We start from the raw sequence: 19,746 nt of genomic DNA on the forward strand, positions 1-19,746 counted from the left end.
GGTTACTCCTGGAACTCCAGTCGGCCGGCGCGCCATCCTTCGCGGAGGTGAGCCTTCCCGCATTCCGAGCAGCGGTACTTCAGGTCGGTCTTCTTCGTGGGCTTGTCTCCACCAGGGACCTTCGAGAACTTCCCGTCGTTCCCGATACCGGAGTTGCGCTCGCGCTGTCGATCGATCCACTTCATCCCGGTCTGGCGACCGGTTCGGACCTTCTCGACCTCGATTTCCTGGTGCTCGTTGCAGTGCGGACAGTACGTGTTAAATCGGCGTGGCATCTGCATAGATATCTACCTTAGTTCCTCGTATGAGAGTCCCCACTAAAACCCGTTTGGTTTTACGACCATCTTTTTGCTCCCATCTTTTTCCTCGTCGGGTTCGCGCGGAGCGCGAACCGCTCCTCGCAAAAACATGGGTGAAAAAGGCTGAACGCTCGCTCCGCTCGCGTTCAGTGAACCGCGCGCCGTAGGCGCGCGGATGCTGGTAGTCAGTACAGGCCATTCATCCAGCAGACAGGTGAGCCAGTAGATGAGGTTGATTTATGCTCACAGGTGCCCGGAATCCCACAAATAGAGGAGAGTATATACAGAAAAGAAAACAATGACCTGAACCAGTCTCGGTAGGCTCCCTGGTTCAGGACTCTCTTCGAGGGGCACGATCACGATAGTAGCGACAAAGAGCGAAAAGAAGAGGGACAATATGTTCTTACCAAATGCACGGACCATGCTCGTATCTCTCTCCATGTATTGCCCTAGCCGAATACGAGTAAAAATACCTGTTATATGACGTTTTTCTAACCGTCGCGTAGTGAATTTCTCGGTGGTCGATCCGCAGACGCAGTGAGCAGTCAGTAATGGGAACGATCCAGTTGCCAGACCTATTGAGTGCTGTTGCGGTCCAAGCATCCGTGCGAGCGAAGCGAGCGCGGTTCACCGCGAGCGCGCCTTCGGCGCGACTCGCGGCCTTTTTCGCCCACGTTCACGAGCGCCGCGCGCTCGTGAGCCCGGCAGAAATCTTCGATTTCTGCAGACGTTTTTCAAGGAGTGGTGGCCGAACGAAGTGAGGCCACCCGACGCAGAAAAAGGTGGCTTCGAAGCGCTTAATGGACGGTCTTGCGAACGCTCGGGCATGAAACAGCTCATCGTCCACGGGGACCCCGGCATCCGGAAGAACGCCGTCATCGAGTACGACGGTGAGGAGTACGTCTGTTTTGCCATCGCACGCCAGGGTGAGTGGCACGGCCCCGAGCGCGTCCAGCTGTGGTGTACCATCGGCAAAGAGGAGGAGTACGACGACTACCAGCGCCGCAACTACATCCCGAACCACCTCGAAACCGAGGACACCGACGCCGACGCCATCGAGGTCGTCGCGAAGTCCTTCACCTGATCGGCTCCCGCCCTTTTTTCCGCGTCAATCACTGACCGCGAGCTCGTCCTGCTCGACGCTGTATATCGTCACCTCGTCCCACTGCTTTTCGACGGTCACGCCCTGTACGTCCGCGAAGTTCGTGGGACCGTAGGTCACCCGCTCGGCCGGCCCGAGGTAGATGTACGACACGTCGTACTCGGCGAGCAGTTCGGCCTGTTCGGCCGGCTCACCGGAGTAGATGGTCCGGACGTCGGCCGCCCGGCGCTGGAAGGCGTCCTCGCCGCGGTAGCCGACCTCGTGGTGCCAGCCGATGACGGTCGGGTGCCCCGTGAGACTGGCCGCCGCGCTCGCGCCGCGACCGGCACCCGCGTTCCACTGATAGCCGCCGGGCGCTGAGGTGATGGTCCTTCGGCCCTCGCGGGCGTCGAGCCAGCGGATCGCCGGCGCCTCGTCGGCGTGGGTGGTCTCGACGAACCGCGTCGCGTTGAGCGTCGGGTCGTCGGTCTGGCTCATCGGTCCCTCGGCCGTGAAGTGGTCGGTGAGCGCGAGCGTACCGTAGATCCCGCTCCCGGCGATCAGCAGGACGGCGAAGATCGCGAAGGCCGGTTTCCACCGGCCGCCGCTGAGCGCGAGAGACGGTTTGTGCTGCCAGACGAGGTGGGCCAGGGCCACGCCAGCGGCGACGCCCCAGAGCACCCACACTTGCATGTAGGTCTTGAACACCGTGTTCATCCGGCCGGGTCCGGCCTGTTCCTGGACGTACGCGAACTCGACGAGCAGGACCAGTCCCGCGCCCGCGACGAGTAACACCGCCTCGAAGCCCGGCATGGACGGTGCAGTTCCCGCTTTCGGGCCGCCACCCGTCTCGTCCGGGTCGGTGCCGTCGCTGCCACCGTCGGCACCCACTGCCGCGGGTGCCGGCTCTGTGACCGTCTCACGGCGGTCGGCAACGACTCGCGTAAGCGCCCAGACGACGCCGATAAGGGGTGCGACCAACGCGACGACGGCCGCCTTGGTCACGACGCTGATGGCGACGACGAGCAGGAGCATGACGCCGAGCCGCCCCCTGCGCTGCAGACGGGGGAGCGCGTGCCTGAGGAGGTACGGAACGAACACGAGCAGGAACGTCCCGTGGACGAGCAACAAGGGACCGAGCGGACTCCGCTGGGGGAACAACCCGAGGCCGCGGCCGCTGGCGGTACCGAACCAGAACGGCAGCGACAGGACGACGCCGCCGACGACGACGAACGCGCCGAACGCCCCGGCCGTCAGCAAACGGGTGAGTTCCTCGCCCGCCCAGTTCCCTGGTCGGCGGAGCCGCTCTGTCAACGCCGACGGCAACAACGTGCGCGGGTCGGTCGGGGCGAGGTACAGCGTCAGCAGCGTGAGGCCGCCGACGCTCGGGAACGACCAGGTGTTGACGACCGCGAGCATGCCGGCGAGCGGCGGGAGCGTCCCCAACACGAGCAGCCGACGACGCGTGCGCTCGGACTCGGGCGTGCGGTAGTACCCGAAGAGGAGCGCGGCGACAAGCAGGAGAAACGGCGTACTCATCATGTGGGCGTGCAGGTCGCCGTTCAGCCAGGCGAAGAACGGGAACTCGTTGATGGTGCCCTCGATGATGCGGCTGGCACCCCAGTAGCCGAAGTCGCCCAGCGAGTTCGCCAGGCCCTCGACGGGGATCGAGAAGAGGCCGGCAACGAAGCCGGCGACGCCGTCGGGCAACAGCCAGACGACGAACTGGCCGGGCGTCGAGAGGTTGCTGGCGAACCCGACGAAGAAGGCCCCGAACAGGCCACCGAGCCACCGGGGACTGTCCCGGTGGGCTGCGATCGACCCCGCGAGGCCGTAGGCGGCGGTCACGAGCATGGCGTAGAACCCGGCGAGTCCGAGGTTGTACGCGTACTGCGGTGCGGTGCCGGTCAGCCGAGTCAACAGCGAGACCAGCAGGTGACCGCCGTAGTAGTAGCTGACCGGTTCGCCGGCGAACCACATGTCCTCGGGCGGCAGGGTCTCGGCACGCAGCAGCGATTTCAGGAGGCCGAAATCGAGGAACTTCTCGCCGCCGGCCGGATGCACCGCCGGATCGACGGCCCGCATCGCCACGAGAACGCAGAAAGCGACGGTGAACACGCCGACCGTCTCGGCGAGCACTCGGCGGTCGAGTTCGATGTCCCGGACCCAGACGAGTCCGACGACGAGGCCGAACAGCAACACGAGGCCGACCCAGACGGCCACCGAGAGCGAGAGCCGGCCGACCCAGTAGCCGACGATCCAGAGTATCGCCGCGGAGATAGGGAGCGCGACGCCCATCCCGCGGTCGGCCAGCCGTGGGAGGAGGGTCGCTGCGATCGGGACGCCGGCCAGCAGGAGGGCGAGGTAGACGACCAACCAGAGCGCGACGAGGCCGTATTCCATCACCCGAGAGAGGTATGGCCGACCCTATACCTTTTGTGACTCGGTACCCGTCGCGGGGAGACGTGAGAAGTCGAACAGTTTTTACACTCCCACCCGGTTTCTCCCACCAATGAGTCGGTCCCTTGGTATCGTCGTGCCGGCGTTCCGGCCCGATATCGAGCGGGTATCGACGTACGTCACCGCCCTCCACGAGCGCCTCGACCCCGCCGAAATCCGGGTCGAAATCGACGTTCCCGCCGACGGCGTCGTCGCGCAACTGGAGCGGCTCCCCGTCACGGTCGGTGTTTCACCGTATCGACGGGGGAAAGGAGCGGCCATCACGGCCGGGTTCGAGGCCCTGGAAACCGACGTGCTGGCCTTCGCCGACGCCGACGGGAGTACGCCCGCCGATTCGATGGCGTCGGTGGTCGAGCCGGTGGTGACCGACGAGGCAGATCTGGCGGTCGGCTCGCGTCGGCATCCCGACGCGACGATCCACAGTCACCAGACACTGGCACGGCGGTATCTCGGGGACGGGTTCGCCTTTCTCGGTCGGCTGTTGCTGGAAGTCGACCTGCACGATTTCCAGTGCGGGGCGAAAGCGATCTCGGCAGCGGCCTGGGACCAGGTCCGGGGACACATCTACGAACCCGGTTTCGCCTGGGATATCGAACTCATCGCGATGGCAGCGGCGGTGAACCAGCGCATCGCGGAGGTCCCGATCGACTGGGAGGACCAGCCGGGGTCGACGGTTTCGCCGGTTCGGACGACGCTGTCGATGGGTCGGGCACTGTTCGTCGCACGGCATCGGGCAAAGCAGCTCAGGGACAGTCGGTTGCACAACGCCATCGCTGCGAGTCGCGAGGAGCAGCCGGCGCTGATCGACCGAGACGACGCCGAGATGTAACCATGAGCGACGACTACTCGCTTTTCGGACTCGTCCGGGCGCGACTGCGAGCGATCGCGTCGGGGATGCGATTCGGGCGGTTCGTCTCGGTCGGCGTCGTCGGTTTCGTCGTCGACACCATGGTCATCACGGCACTGACGGTCGGGTTCGCGGTCCCGACGCTGTGGGCGAAACTGGCCAGCGCCGAGACGGCCATTATCGTGATGTTCGCGCTGAACGAGCGGTGGACCTTCGAGCGCTGGGGCGAGGCCGAACTCCTGTCGCTGGCTCGGCGGTTCGTGACCTCGAACGTCGTCCGGACCGGCGGAGTCGCGGTGGCAACGGGCGTGTTGCTGGCGCTGAACGGCTGGTTCGGAATCTGGGTGCCGATCGCCAACGCCGTCGGGATCGGCGTCGGCTTCGTCGTGAACTTCGTGTTCGAGAGCCTGCTGACGTGGCGTGTCCACACGAGCCACACCGAGGATAAGTAACAGACGGCTTCCGAATCACAACCCTTAATGGGAGGTCGGGGTTACAGAAAGGTAGCGGGATGGGATAGCCAGGAGATTCCGGCGGGCTCATAACCCGCAGACCGGTGGTTCAAATCCACCTCCCGCTACTTTTCAGCGAACAATTCGCCGCAGAGTCTCGGCTCTGCGGCACCAGTGAGCCTGTAAGTAGGGTCACGGTGATTTGAAGTAGAGAAACGCGAGCGTAGCGAGCGTTTCGCGTAGTTCAAATCCACCTCCCGCAATGTTCTACCGTCAGAGACCGTGGCCGACGAGTTACGTCGTCGTTGATCAGGCGTTCTACAAACTCGTTCCTGGCCGACGGTCACTCACGTTGTCGAGCGCGTTGCCAGGACACGAACCAGAGGGCGGTCAGGCCGAGGGCACAGACGATAGCGAGGAGACCGCCGGCGGCGACGGCGAGGAGGTGGTCACGAATCGGTCCTATGGCCGTGGCTGGCGAACGGGCGGCGACGAAGCCGAAACTCCCCAGGCCGAGGAGACAGAGGACGAACAGGCCGTACCGTGAGTCCATGCGGCGGTCAGTCGTCGCCGGTTTCGTCGACGATGACGACTTCCCCGTCGACGACGTCGACGTTGATGAGCGTCTTCGGTTCGTATCCGGTGCCGTCGAGGGCGTTCTCGCCGCCGACCTTCTTGATGACGGTGACGATGTCGCCGATGTCAGCGCCGATCTCTTCGAGCGCGCCACAGAGGGCCTTGAGGGTGCCGCCGGTCGAGAGCACGTCGTCGATGAGGAGGACGCGGTCGCCCTCGTAGACGTCGTTCATGTACATCTCGCTCTCGGAGTAGCCGGTGACCTGCGAAAGCGAGACCTCGCCGTCGAGGCCGTAGTGGCGCTTGCGGACGACGACGAGGGGGATGTCGGTCATCAGCGAGACGGCGGTGGAGATGTGGATGCCCATCGCAGCGGGGGTGACGATCTTGTCGACGTCTTCGAGTTCCGCCTTGCGGATGATCTTGATGACGATCTCCCGGAGCAGTTCCGGACGGAGCATCGGGACGCCGTCGCTGATGGGGTGGACGAAGTACTGGTAGCCGTTTTTCTCGATGATGGGGGCGTCACGCAGCGACTGCTGCAATCGGTCCATACCGCCCGCTTTACCGCCGATGATAAAAAGATACGCGTCACACGAGCGCGAGGAATTCGCTCAGAACGCCCATCGCCGGCAGCGCGAACCCGCCGGCGGACGCGAAATAGACCAGCCCGGAAAGGAGCGTAAAGACGGTTCCGACGCCCGTTGTCAATCCGAGAGCGATGGCTCCAGCACGATCCGGGACAGTCGTCGAGAGCGACCTGGCGACGACCCAGAGCCCCAGCAGGGTGCCGGTCGCGATCGCGAGGAGCGCGTGGAACTGGACAGCCTCGCCGAGTCCCGGGTTCGTCAGGCCGAGGTAGGCGACGACGAGTTGGCTGCCGACGAAGACCGTTCCGGCAAAGGTCCAGAGCGCCGTCGGCCAGTGGACGTCGAGTGCGCCGCGGACGGCCGGAACCCGGACGAGCGCGTAGATCGAAAGGGGAAAGAGTGGGTGGAGGTACCGGACCGTGACCTGCGCGTGGATCGGGAGCTTCGGGACGTACAAGAGGCTGAAGAGGATCGCACACGCGAGCACGTAGCAATCGGTCGCCCCGACCGGCGTCCGGACGTGTCGACGGAGCCGTGTCGTCGTCTCCCCCCGCAGCGAGTGGGCGATAGCTAGCGGGATTCCGAGGAGCCCACCAACGAGCGGAGCCGACTCCAACATGGTGAGGTTGATCGCTTCGAGGCCGTCTCCAGAGGCGACACCGGAGAGAAACCCTGAACGGATGAACGTCTGGTACAGCCGGATCGGCTCCGTGACGCTGACGACGACACCGTCCCAGAGCAGGGACCCGAACGTCAGGGCGATATCAACGCCGGTGCCCACGACCGGAATCGGAATTCCGCCACCACCACCCCCGCTCAGATCGAGATCGCCCGGAGCCTGGTCGAACGGGGTGAGCATTCGCGGCGGTTGGACTGGGTTTCCCGAGACAAGGAGGTTCGTCAGGAAGAATGGAAGCAGTGAGACGAGGAAAGCGAGAGCCACGAGGCCGAGCGTCCGTCGATCGTTCGAGGGGGCAGTCGCCACGTCGATGGCCACGAGCGGGACAAACAGGAGCAGAGCCTCTGCAGCGTGTATCCAGGCCATAATCCCCACTGCGGCGTAGGCGAGCGCGCGGAACGAAGCGGAGTGGTCGGTCCGCCGTCGGCTCCGATAGAGGGCGTACACCACAGTGACCAGGAGCAGCGCGGTGAACGAGTGTCGCTTCGGTATCGAAGCCCAGAACGCGACCGGGGTCCCCAGAACCGTCGCCGCACCTGCCATGAGTCCCACCCGTGCGTCGTACAGTTCAGCGACCAGTCGGTAGAGGACGACGCCGGTAAGCGCTGTGGCAAGCAGCGTCACGACCTGTAACGCGAAGATCGGATACAGCGATTCCGCGAGGGGAGTCGCGACACCGAGGTTCGTCAGGAAGGCAACGACGGCCAGTCCGCTGCCACCGACGACGATCCAATCGCGGTCGAGGAGTCGGCCGACCGTCGTCGCGAACCCGACCAGAACGAGGCTCCAGAGTGCGAAGACGACGACCGACGGTGCGAGAACCGTCGCGAGGGCCTCGAACGCCCAGAGCACCGGCAGTGCGAAAAAGACGATGCCGTAGTTTCGCCCGTAGGCTCTGCCGTCCGCGCGGTACGTCCCGGGCGCTTCGCGGCCGCCCCCGTACGGGGCCTCGGTTATGTACAGATGGCCGTCGGCGACGTTGACCAGCGTGTTCGCGATGGCGTTGGTGTCCGTGATGAACACCCCGATCCGCCAGTAGAGGCCGAAGAAACAGAGCCCACCCAAAAAGAGCGCGAGTCCTCGCCTGTCGCCGAAGACGGCACGACCGACGAGTCGACCGATGGCGCTGCCACGGGCGGACAGTCCGCGCAGCGAAAACCGGTTCCGCGTGCTCATTCGCGGACCTCGACGGTAACGGTGCGGTTCGCGAGCACGCGCTCGGTCCCGTTCGCTCGCAGCGTGAGCACCAGTTCCCCGGTGTATTCCGTCTGCGAGAACGTCTCCGGCGGGAACGTGTCCCGTTCGACCGTCAGCGTCCGCCGCTCGGTCCCGGATTCGACGAAGTAGACCGATTGCCGGCTGTAACTCAGCGCCGGCACGTTCAGTTTGTAGTTCAGGACCGGCCGGCCCGTGACGCTCTCGAACTCGACCTCGGTCTCGGGAACCTCGAGATAGTAGGTCCCGGAACCGTAACTCCCCTGCTGGAATCGAGCAGTCGACGGGAGCGAGGCGTTCGCGACCGTCACGTTCCCCGTCCCGACATCGGGTGTAGACTGCTGGGATCGTTCGATGTCGACGACCCCCAATCCCGGCGCAGCGACGAGTGTCCCGAGCACGATGATCGCACCAGCGACGAGCGGACTGCGGGACGCGAGGTTCATTACCTGTCCTCTCGTAGATGTGTCGTATAAAAGTATTGTCCGGGTTTGCCGACGCTGTCGCTCAGCAGTCGGTCGATAAAAACGGAAAGTAACGCGTGGTTACGACGTTGCCGGGCCGTTGTCCTCGGCGAGCGTCGCGGAGTTGTCGCCTTCGGAGGACTCGTAGACGAGGTCGAGTTCGTAGTCGTTGTCGACCCACGCACGCATCCGGTCACCGGAGACGACGGCGCTGTCGCCGCCCTTGTCACCGTTGGCCGTTGCTGGAGTTATTTTCGAGTTCCCCTCGTCGCTCGCCTCGCTCCACTTGGTATTCGATTCGGTTACTGCGTAGTCCCCGACTGTATTCGGGGCACTACCAGTATCAGCGAACCCTTCCCCACGGAGGACCAACTCGTTTGCCTTTATTGTTGCCCCACCGTCGTGAGTGATCGTCACGTTCCCGAATGACTCGTCATCGTGTGAATTGTAATCGAACGAGAACGACGCCTGCGGCGTCTGGTTCGTTTGCCCGCCCAGCCCGAGCACGAACGATGCGATGACGGCGGCCAGGATGACCGTGATCGCGACCATCAGGATGACCCCGATGACCGGACTGACCGCGTCTTCCTCGTTGAGCAGCTTGCGCACCTGCATACCTACCCCATTATTTACTACTTTACTTATTTATTTGGGTCGACTCAATGGCCGACTACAATCAGAAATGATAGCTGCCGGGACGAATAGAATCGCAAGACGGAAGCTGTTAATGGAGTCTTGAAGTCGGAAAAGTAGAGCTATGTGAGAATTACGCGTCGGGTCCTTCCCAGGATGCGAGCGTGGCGGAGTTCTCGCTGTTACTTCCTTCGTAAACGAGGCTGAGTTGGGAATCTGACTTGATACCGAAGGTTACGTAGTCGCCGCCAACAACTGCACTTTCGCCGTTTTTAGTACTACCCATACTACCGGTGATTGTACTTACACCACTTGACACGAGATCTGCCCATGTTTTGCCAGATTTGATATTATTTGATACAGAAGTATCGTTGTTTATCTGTCCACGGAAGTAGAGGTTAGACCCAGCAATAGTACCTCCACCATCGTGGGTAACCGATAGTTCGCTATCTCCGTCATTGTATTCGAAGGAGAAAGAGGCCTGTGGTGCGGTCGAACTCACTTGCTCGCCGAGTCCGAGGACGAACGTTGCGATGACTGCCGCCAGGATGACCGTGATCGCGACCATCAGGATGACCCCGATGACCGGGCTCACTGCGTCGTCGTCTGAGAGTAACTGTTTCAGTTGCATGGTTGGGTGGGTGGGTCACACGCGGCTCGCGGCGGGTTGCGGGACCAGTTGACGACACTCGTCACTTGCCCGTCCTGATCCGTTGGCCGAACGCGTGCTTACCAAGAAACATGAGCGGGAGCTAATATAAATGCTCGGCCTGTTTTAACCACTGTTTACCGTTTCAGTAAGGTATCATTTACCACGGTGGCTGTCCGGGAGAAGGGCGCTCAGTCCGAGAAACGACGGAGAAACGGTCGTGGCCATTCGTGTAGCTTAGCTTATGGAACGGCACCAGTCGCCTGACGCAGTATATAAAAGATGTGCCAACACGAGACGCGGTTCTCGGTCCGGATGGTACGGACAGCGGTCGCGGAACCGTGACCGCAAAGCAAAATGGCTTTCATTGGATACCGCGAACGGCAGAACAACAGTGACAACAGCCTGGTGCCAACAGCCTGCACTCGCTCGGACGCGTGCCACGGGATATCCGGTGGGTGAAACAGCATGACGAGCGGGCGACTGCTGGTACCGGTCAGTGAATCGGTGGCGCTTCGCAACACCGTGGCGTACGCCGTCCGCCACGTCGTCGAATCAAAGGCGGCAGAGGGAGCGGTCCATTTCGTCTATCCGTATTCTCCACAGATGGTGACTGGAATGGACACCAGCGGTGTCGACGAACTCCTCGAACGCGTCGAGGTGTGGGCCGACGACGACCTCGGCGACGACGCCGGGGCAGTCGACGTTCAGACAGCGGTTATCGGTGCCGGCGAGTACCTGTTCAGCCCCGGCGATTACGCCGACGTACTGGCCGAGTACGGGGAGCGAGAGGACCTGGAGACGGTCGTCCTCGATCCGGAGTTCAGCCCGTCGGGAACGACGCCGCTCTTGCCGCCGCTGGAGGCCGAGCTAGAGCGGGCCGGGTTCGAGGTGCTGGAAGCACCGGTCGAGCGGCCGACGCGCCGGGCTCGGCTGGTCCGTGGCGGGAACGTCGGCCAGTTCCTCCTGGTCGCCGCGCTATCCTTCGGGTTCTATCTCCTCATCGGCGGGTCGCTGAGCACCTTCGACCTGGTCACCGGTGGGCTGAGCGGCGTCATCGTCGCGACGGTGCTGTGGCGGGTCTGCTTTTCCGGTCCGGTTCGGCCGGGACGGCTCCTCAAGCGCATCGGCCGCATGTCCGTGTACACGTTCTACCTCGTCTGGGAGATCGTGATTGCGAACCTCCAGATCGCCTACGTCGTGTTGCACCCGCGGCTCCCGATCGACCCGAAGATGGTCGAGTTCGACGCGGCCGTCTGGTCGGAGATTCCGGTGACCACCCTGGCAAACAGCATCACGCTCACGCCGGGCACGCTCACAGTCGACGTGGACAGTCAGAGTTTCACGGTCCACTCGCTGACAGCGGGCGCTCGGGACGACCTGTTTTCCGGTGGGCTCGAACGTGCGGTCCGGTTCGTCTTCTACGGACGAGCCGCAGCGCGGATTCCGAGCCCGCGTGAGCGGGGCGAGGAAGGGAGCGACGACGGGGGTGCGGAATCGTGACTCTGCTCACGACCGCGCTGTTCGCCGCCACCGCCGCCTTCGTCGCGCTCTCGGTCGTCATCGTCTACCGCATCGTCCGCGGCCCGACGATGCAGGACCGGGTCATCGCGGTCAACGCCGTGGGGACGAACACGGTCGTCGTCATCGCGCTCATCGGCGCGGCGACCGACGACCCCGGCGTCCTCGACATCGCGCTCGTGTACGCGCTCTTGAACTTCCTCATGAGCATCGCCATCTCGAAGTTCACCGTCGAACGCGGAGGTGTCATGTAGATGGTCACCATCACCGAGGGCGCTGTCGTCGCCCTGCTGGCCGGTGGCGTCTTCTTCGGGCTGGTGGCAGCGGTCGGGTTGCTCCGGCTACCGGACCTCTACACGCGGACCCACGCGGCCTCGAAGACCGACACGCTAGGTGCCGGGCTGACCCTCGCCGCCGTCGCCGTCGTCTACGACGCGGGCCTGCCGACGGTCAAGGCCGGCCTCCTGCTCGTCTTCCTGCTCATCACCAATCCGACGGCGGCACACGCGATCGCCCGTGCCGCGGCCGACCAGGGCATCGAGCCGTGGACGGCCGAGGACGGAGGTGACGAACAGTGACCAGTCCGCTCGTCTTCGTGATGTTGGCGCTGGTGCTGGCGTGTGCGCTGGCGACTGCCGTCCTCCGGGACGTGCTGGGTTCGATCATCGCCTTCGCCGCCTACAGCCTCGGCGTCTCGATCATCTGGGTGTTCCTCAGGGCGCCGGACGTCGGACTGACGGAGGCGGCCGTCGGTGCCGGCGTGACGACCGTCCTCTTCCTCCTGACGATCACCAAGACGGTCAGGCCGGCCGGTGAGAAGATCCTCGAACCGATCGACTGGACAGGGGTCGTGGTCTCGGTACTCCTGGTCGGCGTCCTCGTCTCGACGCTCGGGGCGCTCCCGGCAGTCGGATCGGCCGAGACCCCGGTCGCGACCTCCGAAGTCACCGACTACTACCTCGACAACGCCTACGAAGAGACCGAGGTCAAAAACGCCGTGACGGCGGTCCTCGCGTCCTATCGCGGGTTCGACACGCTCGGCGAGGCAGTGGTCGTCTTCGCGGCGGGGATCGGACTGCTGGTCGTGCTCCAGAAGGAGGAGTTCGCATGAGTAACGGAAACGACGAGAACGGCGACGAGAACCTCGGCGAGCGACTCTACGTCGAGAGCCCCATCATCATGGCGACGGTCAGAGTCGTCGCCCCGTTCGTCCTCACGTTCGGCCTGTTCATCATGTTCCACGGGGCCGACTCCTCGGGCGGTGGCTTCCAGGGCGGCGTCATCGTCAGCACGGTCGTCCTGATGGTGGCCATCGCCTTCGGGATCGAACCGACGCGCGACTGGGTCGATCCGACGACCATCGTCGCGGTGATGGGTATCGGTGTGAGCGTGTTCCTGCTCATCGGGATGGGGTCGGTCGCGCTCGGCGGCCGCTTCCTGGAGTACCACGCCTACCCCGTCTATCACGCCAGCAAGTACGGCATCGAACTCGTCGAACTCGCCATCGGCGTCATCGTTGCGAGCGTCGTCGTGGGATTGTTCTTCGCCATCGCGGCCGGCGTCTCACACGGCGACGACGCCGAACCTGCCGAGTCGGAGGGGTTGCTGTGATCGACCTGGTCGCGGCGCGGGTCCACTATCTCGTGACCTTCCTGCTGTTGGGTATCGGTACGTACATGATGATCGGCAACCGGAACCTCGTCAAGAAGGTCATCGGTATGAACGTCTTCCAGACGGGGATCTTCCTGTTTTTCATCTCGGCGGCCTACATCGAGGGGGCCGGCAGTCCGGTCCTCAGCAGCCCGGGGCCGTACGTCAGCCCGCTCCCGCACGTCCTCATCCTGACCGCCATCGTCGTCGGGGTGAGCCTGACCGCCGTCGCCCTGGGCCTCGTCGTCCGCATCTACGACGAGTACGGGACGCTCGAAACCGACGTGCTCCGGGAGGTGCGTGCCGATGAGTGATCTGGCCCCGTTCCTGATCGCACTCCCCATCCTGGGGTCCGTCGTCGCGCTCCTGATCGGCCTCGCCCGCTCCGAGACCGGCTGGCCGGTCGCCGTCGTCGCCATGATCGGCCAGACGGGACTGGCCGCCTGGCTCGCCTACCAGGTGTTCACCGGCGGCCCCATCGAGTACGTCGTCGGCGGCTTCGAGGTCCCCTACGGCATCGAACTCGTCATCGACGGGCTCTCGGCGTCGATGATCGTCCTCATTGCCACCGTCGCGCTGGGTGTACTGGCCTACGCACACGCCGCCGGCCCGCGGTCGAACCCCTTCTACGGGACGTACCTGTTGTTGGTCGCCGGCCTCACCGGCGTCTGCATCACCGGCGACGTGTTCAACATGTACGTCTTCCTCGAAATCACGGGGCTGGCCGCCTACGCGCTGGTCGCCAGCGGTCGGTCCGGGCGGTCGGCCGTGGCGGCGCTGAAGTACCTCATCGTCGGGACGGTCGGGGCGTCGCTGTTCCTCCTGGGCGTCGGCTACGCCTACATCGCGACGGGGACGCTCAACATGGCCGACCTGGCGGCGAAACTCGCGGCGGTCGGGTACACCTCGACGCTGGTCCAGACGGCCTTCGCGTTCGTCGTGATCGGCCTGTTCATCAAGGTCGCCGTCTTCCCGCTGCACACCTGGCAGCCCGAGGCCTACGCCGGCGCACCCGACAGCGTGAGCGCCTTTATCGCCGCGCTGGTCTCGACGGTCGGGGCGTACGCGCTCGCCCGGATGATCCTCAGCGTCTTCACCGTCGACTTCCTTGCGGCGAACCCGCTGGCCCGCGACCTGCTCGTGGCCGGTGCGATGGTCAGCATCGTCGCCGGGAGCGCGCTCGCGGTGGCACAGACCGAGATCAAGCGGATGCTCGCGTACTCCTCGGTCTCGCAGTTCGGGCTCGTCCTCGCGGCGCTGTCGGTCACGAACCGGACGGCGCTCATCGGTGCGGCCGTCCACCTCGTCGGCCACGCCATCATGAAAGGCGGCCTGTTCCTCACGGCGGGACTCGTCGCCACGGGGACGGGCGCACGCACAGTCGATGGCTACGAGGGGCTGAGCGACCGGATGCCGATCGCCGCGGGAGCGTTCGCCGTGCTCGCGCTGGCGATGGTCGGCGTCCCGCCGATGGTCGGGTTCGCCGGCAAGTGGTACATCGCGCTGGGCGCCATCGAGGCACAGATCTGGCCGCTTGCAGTGGTCATCCTCGCCTCGACGCTGCTGACGCTGGCCTATTTCGCGCGCCTGATCGAGCGGATGTACTTCCGCGAGGCGGCGTCGGTGGGCGACGGACCGACGGCCGAGGCCGAGACCGGGTCGCCGACCGGTGACGCGGTCCTGGCCGACGGCGGCCGCGTCACGGCGGGGATGTACCTCGCCGTCCTCGCGGCGGCCGTCCTCGCGGCCACGCTGGGGGTCGCAGTGGTGGAGTACGGACGACTGCTCGAACCGACCCTGGAGTTGCTCCTCGCATGACTGATATCGCCTCACTCCGTCCGATCGCGGCCGTACTCGTGTCGGCGCTCGCAATCGTCCCGATCCTCGCGTCAGGTCACCGATCGAACATACGGGAGAGCTGGTCGGTCCTGGCCGCCGTGACCATGCTCGGGATCGTCGCCAGCATGGTCCCCGGCGTCCTCGATGGGAACGTCTACGTCACCGACTTCGGGACGTTCCTGCCCGGCATCCAGTTCGCGCTCCGGGTCGACCCGCTGGGCCTGCTCTTCGGCCTGCTCGCCAGTATCCTGTGGCTCGTGACGACGTTCTACTCCATCGGGTACATGCGCGGGCTGGGCGAACACGCCCAGACGCGCTACTTCGCGGCCTTCGCGGCCAGCGTTTCCTCGGCCGTGGGGGTCGCCTTCGCCGGCAACCTCCTCGTCCTCTTCGTCTTTTACGAACTGCTGACGGTCGCGACCTACCCGCTGGTCGCCCACGACGAGACCGACGAGGCCCGCGCCGCCGGCCGGAAGTACCTCGCGTACACCTTCGCGGGCGGCGTCGCCGTCTTCGCCGGCGCGGTGCTCGTCTTCTGGCTGTCCGGGACGACCGCGTTCACGCCCGGCGGCATCGCCGAGCTGGCGAGTGCCGACCCGGTGCTGGCTCGCGTTGCCTTCGCGCTGCTCGCGGCCGGCTTCGGCGTCAAGGCCGCACTCATGCCGATGCACTCCTGGCTGCCCGACGCGATGGTCGCGCCGACGCCCGTCTCGGGCCTGCTCCACGCCGTCGCGGTCGTCAAGTCCGGCGTCTTCGGCATCGCCAGGCTCGTCCTCGACGTGTTCGGGCCGGACCTGATCGGTGACCTCGGGATGGGGCTCCCGCTGGCGGCCGTCGCCGCCTTTACCCTTACTGTCGCCAGCATCATCGCGCTCCGGCAGGACAACTTAAAACGCCGGCTCGCCTTCTCGACGGTGAGCCAGCTGTCCTACATCGTGCTGGGACTCGCGGTGCTGGACCCGATGTCGCTCGTGGGCGGCCTGCTCCACATCCCCGCGCACGCGTTCATGAAGCTCACCCTGTTTTTCTGCGCGGGGGCGCTCCACGTCGAAACACACACCGACGACATCAGCAACATGGCGGGCATCGGTCAGCGGATGCCGCTGACGATGAGCGCCTTCGCCGTCGCCTCGATGGGGATGGCCGGCATCCCGCTGGTCGCCGGGTTCGTCAGCAAGTACTTCCTGCTCATCGGCACGATCTCCGCGGGCCAGGCGCTGTTTACCGGCGCGCTGTTGCTCTCGGGAATCCTCAATATCGCGTACTTCTGGCCGGTGGTGTACACGGCCTTCTTCGAGTCGCCGACCGAGTCGGACGAGAAACCGCTCGTCTCCGGCGTGCTCGGCGGCCGGTTCGGCGGGCGGGACGCGGTCACCGACGGCGGAACGGACCCGGACGACCCCGACGAACCGGAGGGTCACCGTGACGACCACGGCTTCGCGCCCGACCACGAGGGCCAGGGCATCCAGGACGACATCGATGCCGCCGAGCAACTCGATCACGACCACGGGGAAGAACACGAGATCGACTGGGAGCACCGCGGGTGGCGCGGCGGGGAGTCGACGTGGTTCATGCTCGCGCCAATCCTCTTTGCCGCCGCCGGCTCGCTCGCGCTGGGGATCGCCCCCGACGCGGCCGTCTTCCTGCGGATCGTCCGGCTCATCGTCGCCGGCGCGACGGGGGTGAGCGTCTGATGGTCGATCCGATCGTCCCGCCGTTCGCGTTCGTCCTGCTCGCCGCCGTCCTGCTGCCGTTCGTCGGCCGCCGGGTCGGCCACGCGCTCGGCTTGCTCGCCACGGCCGCCGTCGTCCCCTACGTCTGGTTCGTGCCGGAGGGCGCGCATCTGGCCACCCAGCTGTTCGGGTTCGACGCCGTGCTGTTCAACGTCGACGCGTTCTCCCGGCTGATGGGCCTGATCTTCGGCTTCATCGGCGCCGTCGCGGTGCTGTACTCCTGGGCCAGCGAGGCCGACGCCCCCCAGACCGCCTTCGCGCTGGGCTACGTCGGCACGAGCCTCGGCGCGGTCTTCGGCGGTGACTGGCTCTCCCTGATCTTCTTCTGGGAGCTGATGGCCGTCACCAGCACCGCCCTCGTCTGGTACCACGGCGGCCGCGCGATCCGGTCGGGCTTCCGCTACGCCATCTTCCACGGCATCGGCGGGACCCTCCTCCTCGGCGCCGTCGTCTGGCACTACGCCGAGGTCGGCTCCTTCCTCTTTACCGCCTCGCCGGATGGCCTCACGGGTGCGGTCGCGCCACTGCTGGCGGCCGTCGGCATCGGCGTCAACGTCGGCTTCGTCGGCCTCCACACCTGGCTGCCCGACACCTACCCGGCCCCGCACTTCGCCGCGAGCGTCTACCTCTGTGTCTTCACCACGAAGACCGGCGTCTACGGGATGTACCGGGCGTTCCCGAACGGCGAGATTGCCATCGCGTACATGGGCGGTCTGATGGCCGTCTTCGGCGCGAGCATGGCGCTGCTCCAGGACGACATGCGCCGCCTGCTCTCCTATCACATCCAGTCCCAGGTCGGCTACATGGTCGCCGGCGTCGGCCTCGGCGGCGCGCTGGCGACCGCCGGAGCCTTTGGCCACGTGTTCAACCACATTCTCTACAAGAGCCTCCTGTTCATGACCGTCGGCGTCGTCATCTACCGCACGGGCAAGGAGGACCTGAACGACCTCGGCGGACTGGCCCGGAAGATGCCGATCACGGCCGTCACGTTCTTCGTGGCCGCCTTCTCCATCGCCGGCTTCCCCGGCTTCAACGGCTTCGTCTCGAAGGGGATGGTCATCGTGGCAGCCCACGAGGAACACCTCGACGTCCTCTGGTACCTGCTGTTGGCCGGCGGCGTCGGGACCTTCCTCTCCTTCATCAAACTGGGCTACTACGTCTTCCTCCACGGCGAGTACGACGGGGCGGTGCGAGACGCCAACCCCGGCCAGAGCGTCGCCATGGTCGCGACCGCCGCGCTCTGTATCGTCTACGGCCTCTACCCGCCGGCGCTGTACGCACTGTTGCCCGGATCCTTCGCCTACCACCCGTTCACCCCGGACCACCTCGCCGAAGGGTTCCTGCTGGCCGCCGCCGGGATCGTCGGGTTCGTCGTGCTCAAGACGCCGCTGAAAAAGACCGGGCTGGCTCCCGACCTCGATCGGCTGTACAATCCCGGGGTCTTCTACGGATCGCGCGGGATCGTCGTCGCCGTCACCGAGGTCTACGCCGCGGTCGACGAGGCCGTCGTCGACCTGACTCGGAAAACGGTTCGGGCGGTCAAAGACCCGAACGGCGTCGCCGCGAGCGTGACGGGAGCCGACAGCGTCGACCTCCGGGCCGGCTTCGGCACCAGCATCCTGCTGGTGATGGTCGCGCTGGCGCTGGCGCTGGTACTCCTGTTGTGACGACGCTCAGTCGTTCTCGGAACCGAATCGGCGAGCGGCGATCAGGCTGCCGCCCAGTGCAGTAACGGTCGACCAGACGCCAAAGCCCGGCCCGTCACCGCTCGACGTCGTCGACCCGGTGTCAGCCGTCGACGTCGAGGACGGTTCGACCGAGGCCTGGGACTCGGACTCTGCCGTCGCCTCTCCGGCCGTAGCTTCGGTCATTGTCGTCGCTTCCGTCGTCTCGAACTGTATCGGACCCGATTCGTCCGCCCAGACGTGGTGGTGACCGAGCGTCCCCAGTTCGACCCGAGAGCCCTCGCTGGATTGGTCGTGGTCAGTACCGAGCGCGTGCAGCGTGCCGTCGGTCGTGCCCGCGTAGACGGTTCCATCCACGACCGTCGGCGAGGGGACATCCGCGCCCGTGGCCTCTGTAGCCCACCGCTCGTCGCCGCTGTCGGCTTCGATCGCGTAGACGCTGTCACCGCCGCCCACGTAGACGACGCCGCCGGCAACCGTGGGTGACGAGTACACGCGTCCACCGGCATCGAAGCGCCACTCCTCGTCGCCGCCCTCGGCGTCGATGGCGTAGACGTTGTCGTCGTTACAGCCGACGTAGACGGTGCCGTCGGCGACCGTCGGCGTGGACTGGACGCCGCGGTCGGTCGGGAACCGCCACAACTCGTCGCCGCTCTCGGCGTCGAGGGCGTATAGGTCGCCGCTACCGCTCCCGACGTAGAGCGCACCGTTCGCGACCGTCGGTGCGCCGGGGCTGTCGATTCCCGTGCGCCACTGTTCATCGCCGCTTTCGAGGTCGAACGCGTAGAGATTGTCGTCGCCGCTTCCGACGTAGACAGTGCCGTCCACGACCGTCGGCGTGTCCCACCCCAGGACACTGTCGACTCGCCACTGTTCCTCGCCGTCGGTCGCCGACACCACGACCAGGTCGCTCTCGGTGCCGACGACGATTCGTCCGTCCGCGACCGTCGGCGCGGTAAAGGCACTCCCGCCGCCGAGACCGGTCTGCCACAGTTCCTCGCCGGTCTCGGCGTCCACCGCGGTCACGTCTATTGCGGCGACGAAGACGGTCCCGTCGACGACCGACGGCGTCGGGAACGACTCCTGGGACCGGATGTCGACGTTCCAGCGCTCGTCGCCGCTTTCGGCGTCGACGGCGTACAACCCGTCGCCGCTGCCCCCGATGTACACCGTGCCGTCGACGACCGTCGGCGAGGAGGTCCGACTTCCCACGTCGAACTGCCACCGCTCGTCGCCGGCCGCCGCCGACTGCGCGCTCGCGCTGCCGGTCACACCGATACCTGCCAGTCCGATGCCTGCCATCATACCGGTTCGGAGTATCTCTCGTCGAGACAGTCGCGACATCGACCTGTCGTACTACCGGATAGATTCTA

The 19,746-nt window shown here is 65.4% G+C and carries 21 protein-coding genes and 1 tRNA gene; 13 read left to right on the plus strand and 9 right to left on the minus strand.

What is annotated here, in order from left to right:
* Positions 1–2: 2 nt before the first annotated feature.
* Complete coding sequence (locus E2481_RS14490) at positions 3–281, minus strand: 50S ribosomal protein L44e (protein WP_136717875.1); 279 nt, start codon at positions 279–281, stop codon at positions 3–5.
* 844 nt (positions 282–1,125) lie between these two features.
* On the opposite strand from E2481_RS14490, the gene E2481_RS14495 reads away from it, so the two are divergent.
* Positions 1,126–1,383 (plus strand): HAH_0734 family protein, encoded by a 258-nt coding sequence (locus E2481_RS14495; protein WP_136717876.1) that lies wholly within the window; start codon positions 1,126–1,128, stop codon positions 1,381–1,383.
* A 24-nt stretch (positions 1,384–1,407) separates the two neighbouring features.
* Here E2481_RS14495 and E2481_RS14500 read toward each other — a convergent pair whose 3' ends face one another.
* A complete protein-coding gene (locus E2481_RS14500; protein ID WP_136717877.1) occupies positions 1,408–3,783 on the minus strand; it encodes a DUF2298 domain-containing protein in 2,376 nt (791 codons plus the stop codon).
* Between the two features lie 109 nt (positions 3,784–3,892).
* On the opposite strand from E2481_RS14500, the gene E2481_RS14505 reads away from it, so the two are divergent.
* The 3 genes from E2481_RS14505 to E2481_RS14515 all read left to right on the plus strand — a co-directional run bounded on the left by E2481_RS14505 (position 3,893) and on the right by E2481_RS14515 (position 5,267).
* Positions 3,893–4,669: a glycosyltransferase gene (locus tag E2481_RS14505; RefSeq protein WP_136717878.1), complete on the plus strand. Its 777-nt coding sequence runs from the start codon at positions 3,893–3,895 to the stop codon at positions 4,667–4,669.
* Between the two features lie 2 nt (positions 4,670–4,671).
* Positions 4,672–5,139, plus strand: coding sequence for a GtrA family protein (locus E2481_RS14510; protein WP_136717879.1), 468 nt, complete (start codon positions 4,672–4,674; stop codon positions 5,137–5,139).
* Positions 5,140–5,192: 53 nt separating this feature from the next.
* Positions 5,193–5,267: transfer RNA gene (locus tag E2481_RS14515), tRNA-Met, on the plus strand.
* 215 nt (positions 5,268–5,482) lie between these two features.
* Here E2481_RS14515 and E2481_RS14520 read toward each other — a convergent pair.
* The 6 genes from E2481_RS14520 to E2481_RS14545 form a co-directional block, all read right to left on the minus strand.
* A complete protein-coding gene (locus E2481_RS14520) occupies positions 5,483–5,692 on the minus strand; it encodes a hypothetical protein (protein ID WP_136717880.1) in 210 nt (69 codons plus the stop codon).
* A 7-nt stretch (positions 5,693–5,699) separates the two neighbouring features.
* A complete protein-coding gene (gene hpt, locus E2481_RS14525) occupies positions 5,700–6,269 on the minus strand; it encodes a hypoxanthine/guanine phosphoribosyltransferase (protein ID WP_136717881.1) in 570 nt (189 codons plus the stop codon).
* A gap of 37 nt (positions 6,270–6,306) precedes the next feature.
* A complete protein-coding gene (locus E2481_RS14530) occupies positions 6,307–8,160 on the minus strand; it encodes a hypothetical protein (protein ID WP_136717882.1) in 1,854 nt (617 codons plus the stop codon).
* Positions 8,157–8,645 (minus strand): hypothetical protein, encoded by a 489-nt coding sequence (locus E2481_RS14535; protein ID WP_136717883.1) that lies wholly within the window; start codon positions 8,643–8,645, stop codon positions 8,157–8,159. Before E2481_RS14535 ends, E2481_RS14530 begins: the two co-directional genes overlap by 4 nt.
* A gap of 99 nt (positions 8,646–8,744) precedes the next feature.
* Positions 8,745–9,278, minus strand: a complete 534-nt coding sequence (locus tag E2481_RS14540; protein WP_136717884.1) for a type IV pilin — start codon at positions 9,276–9,278, stop codon at positions 8,745–8,747.
* A 151-nt stretch (positions 9,279–9,429) separates the two neighbouring features.
* Complete coding sequence (locus E2481_RS14545; RefSeq protein ID WP_136717885.1) at positions 9,430–9,927, minus strand: type IV pilin; 498 nt, start codon at positions 9,925–9,927, stop codon at positions 9,430–9,432.
* 486 nt (positions 9,928–10,413) lie between these two features.
* Here E2481_RS14545 and E2481_RS14550 point away from each other — a divergent pair, with 486 nt between their 5' ends.
* The 9 genes from E2481_RS14550 to E2481_RS14590 are packed head-to-tail and all read left to right on the plus strand — an operon-like array spanning position 10,414 to position 18,355.
* Entirely contained in the window at positions 10,414–11,448 is a 1,035-nt protein-coding gene (locus E2481_RS14550) for a monovalent cation/H+ antiporter subunit E (RefSeq protein WP_136717886.1), read from the plus strand.
* Entirely contained in the window at positions 11,445–11,720 is a 276-nt protein-coding gene (locus tag E2481_RS14555; protein WP_136717887.1) for a cation:proton antiporter, read from the plus strand. The genes E2481_RS14550 and E2481_RS14555 overlap by 4 nt, the downstream gene beginning before the upstream one ends.
* Positions 11,721–12,044: a monovalent cation/H(+) antiporter subunit G gene (gene mnhG / locus E2481_RS14560; protein ID WP_136717888.1), complete on the plus strand. Its 324-nt coding sequence runs from the start codon at positions 11,721–11,723 to the stop codon at positions 12,042–12,044.
* A complete protein-coding gene (locus E2481_RS14565) occupies positions 12,041–12,577 on the plus strand; it encodes a DUF4040 domain-containing protein (RefSeq protein WP_256867906.1) in 537 nt (178 codons plus the stop codon). The genes mnhG and E2481_RS14565 overlap by 4 nt, the downstream gene beginning before the upstream one ends.
* Positions 12,574–13,077 (plus strand): MnhB domain-containing protein, encoded by a 504-nt coding sequence (locus E2481_RS14570; RefSeq protein ID WP_136717889.1) that lies wholly within the window; start codon positions 12,574–12,576, stop codon positions 13,075–13,077. Before E2481_RS14565 ends, E2481_RS14570 begins: the two co-directional genes overlap by 4 nt.
* Entirely contained in the window at positions 13,074–13,430 is a 357-nt protein-coding gene (locus tag E2481_RS14575) for a cation:proton antiporter subunit C (protein ID WP_136717890.1), read from the plus strand. The genes E2481_RS14570 and E2481_RS14575 overlap by 4 nt, the downstream gene beginning before the upstream one ends.
* Positions 13,423–14,934: a monovalent cation/H+ antiporter subunit D family protein gene (locus E2481_RS14580; protein WP_136717891.1), complete on the plus strand. Its 1,512-nt coding sequence runs from the start codon at positions 13,423–13,425 to the stop codon at positions 14,932–14,934. Before E2481_RS14575 ends, E2481_RS14580 begins: the two co-directional genes overlap by 8 nt.
* Positions 14,931–16,649 carry a cation:proton antiporter gene (locus E2481_RS14585; RefSeq protein WP_136717892.1) on the plus strand — a complete coding sequence of 573 codons (1,719 nt, stop codon included), beginning with the start codon at positions 14,931–14,933 and terminating at the stop codon, positions 16,647–16,649. The genes E2481_RS14580 and E2481_RS14585 overlap by 4 nt, the downstream gene beginning before the upstream one ends.
* The gene (locus E2481_RS14590; protein WP_136717893.1) at positions 16,649–18,355 is read left to right on the plus strand and encodes a Na(+)/H(+) antiporter subunit D; all 1,707 of its coding nucleotides are present in this window, start codon (positions 16,649–16,651) and stop codon (positions 18,353–18,355) included. The genes E2481_RS14585 and E2481_RS14590 overlap by 1 nt, the downstream gene beginning before the upstream one ends.
* A gap of 6 nt (positions 18,356–18,361) precedes the next feature.
* Here the strand turns inward: E2481_RS14590 and E2481_RS14595 are convergent, their stop codons facing one another.
* Positions 18,362–19,678, minus strand: coding sequence for an outer membrane protein assembly factor BamB family protein (locus E2481_RS14595; RefSeq protein ID WP_169302457.1), 1,317 nt, complete (start codon positions 19,676–19,678; stop codon positions 18,362–18,364).
* Between the last annotated feature and the right edge of the window lie 68 nt (positions 19,679–19,746).

The sequence above is a fragment of the Halorientalis salina genome (assembly GCF_005049285.1).
GTDB lineage: Archaea > Halobacteriota > Halobacteria > Halobacteriales > Haloarculaceae > Halorientalis > Halorientalis salina.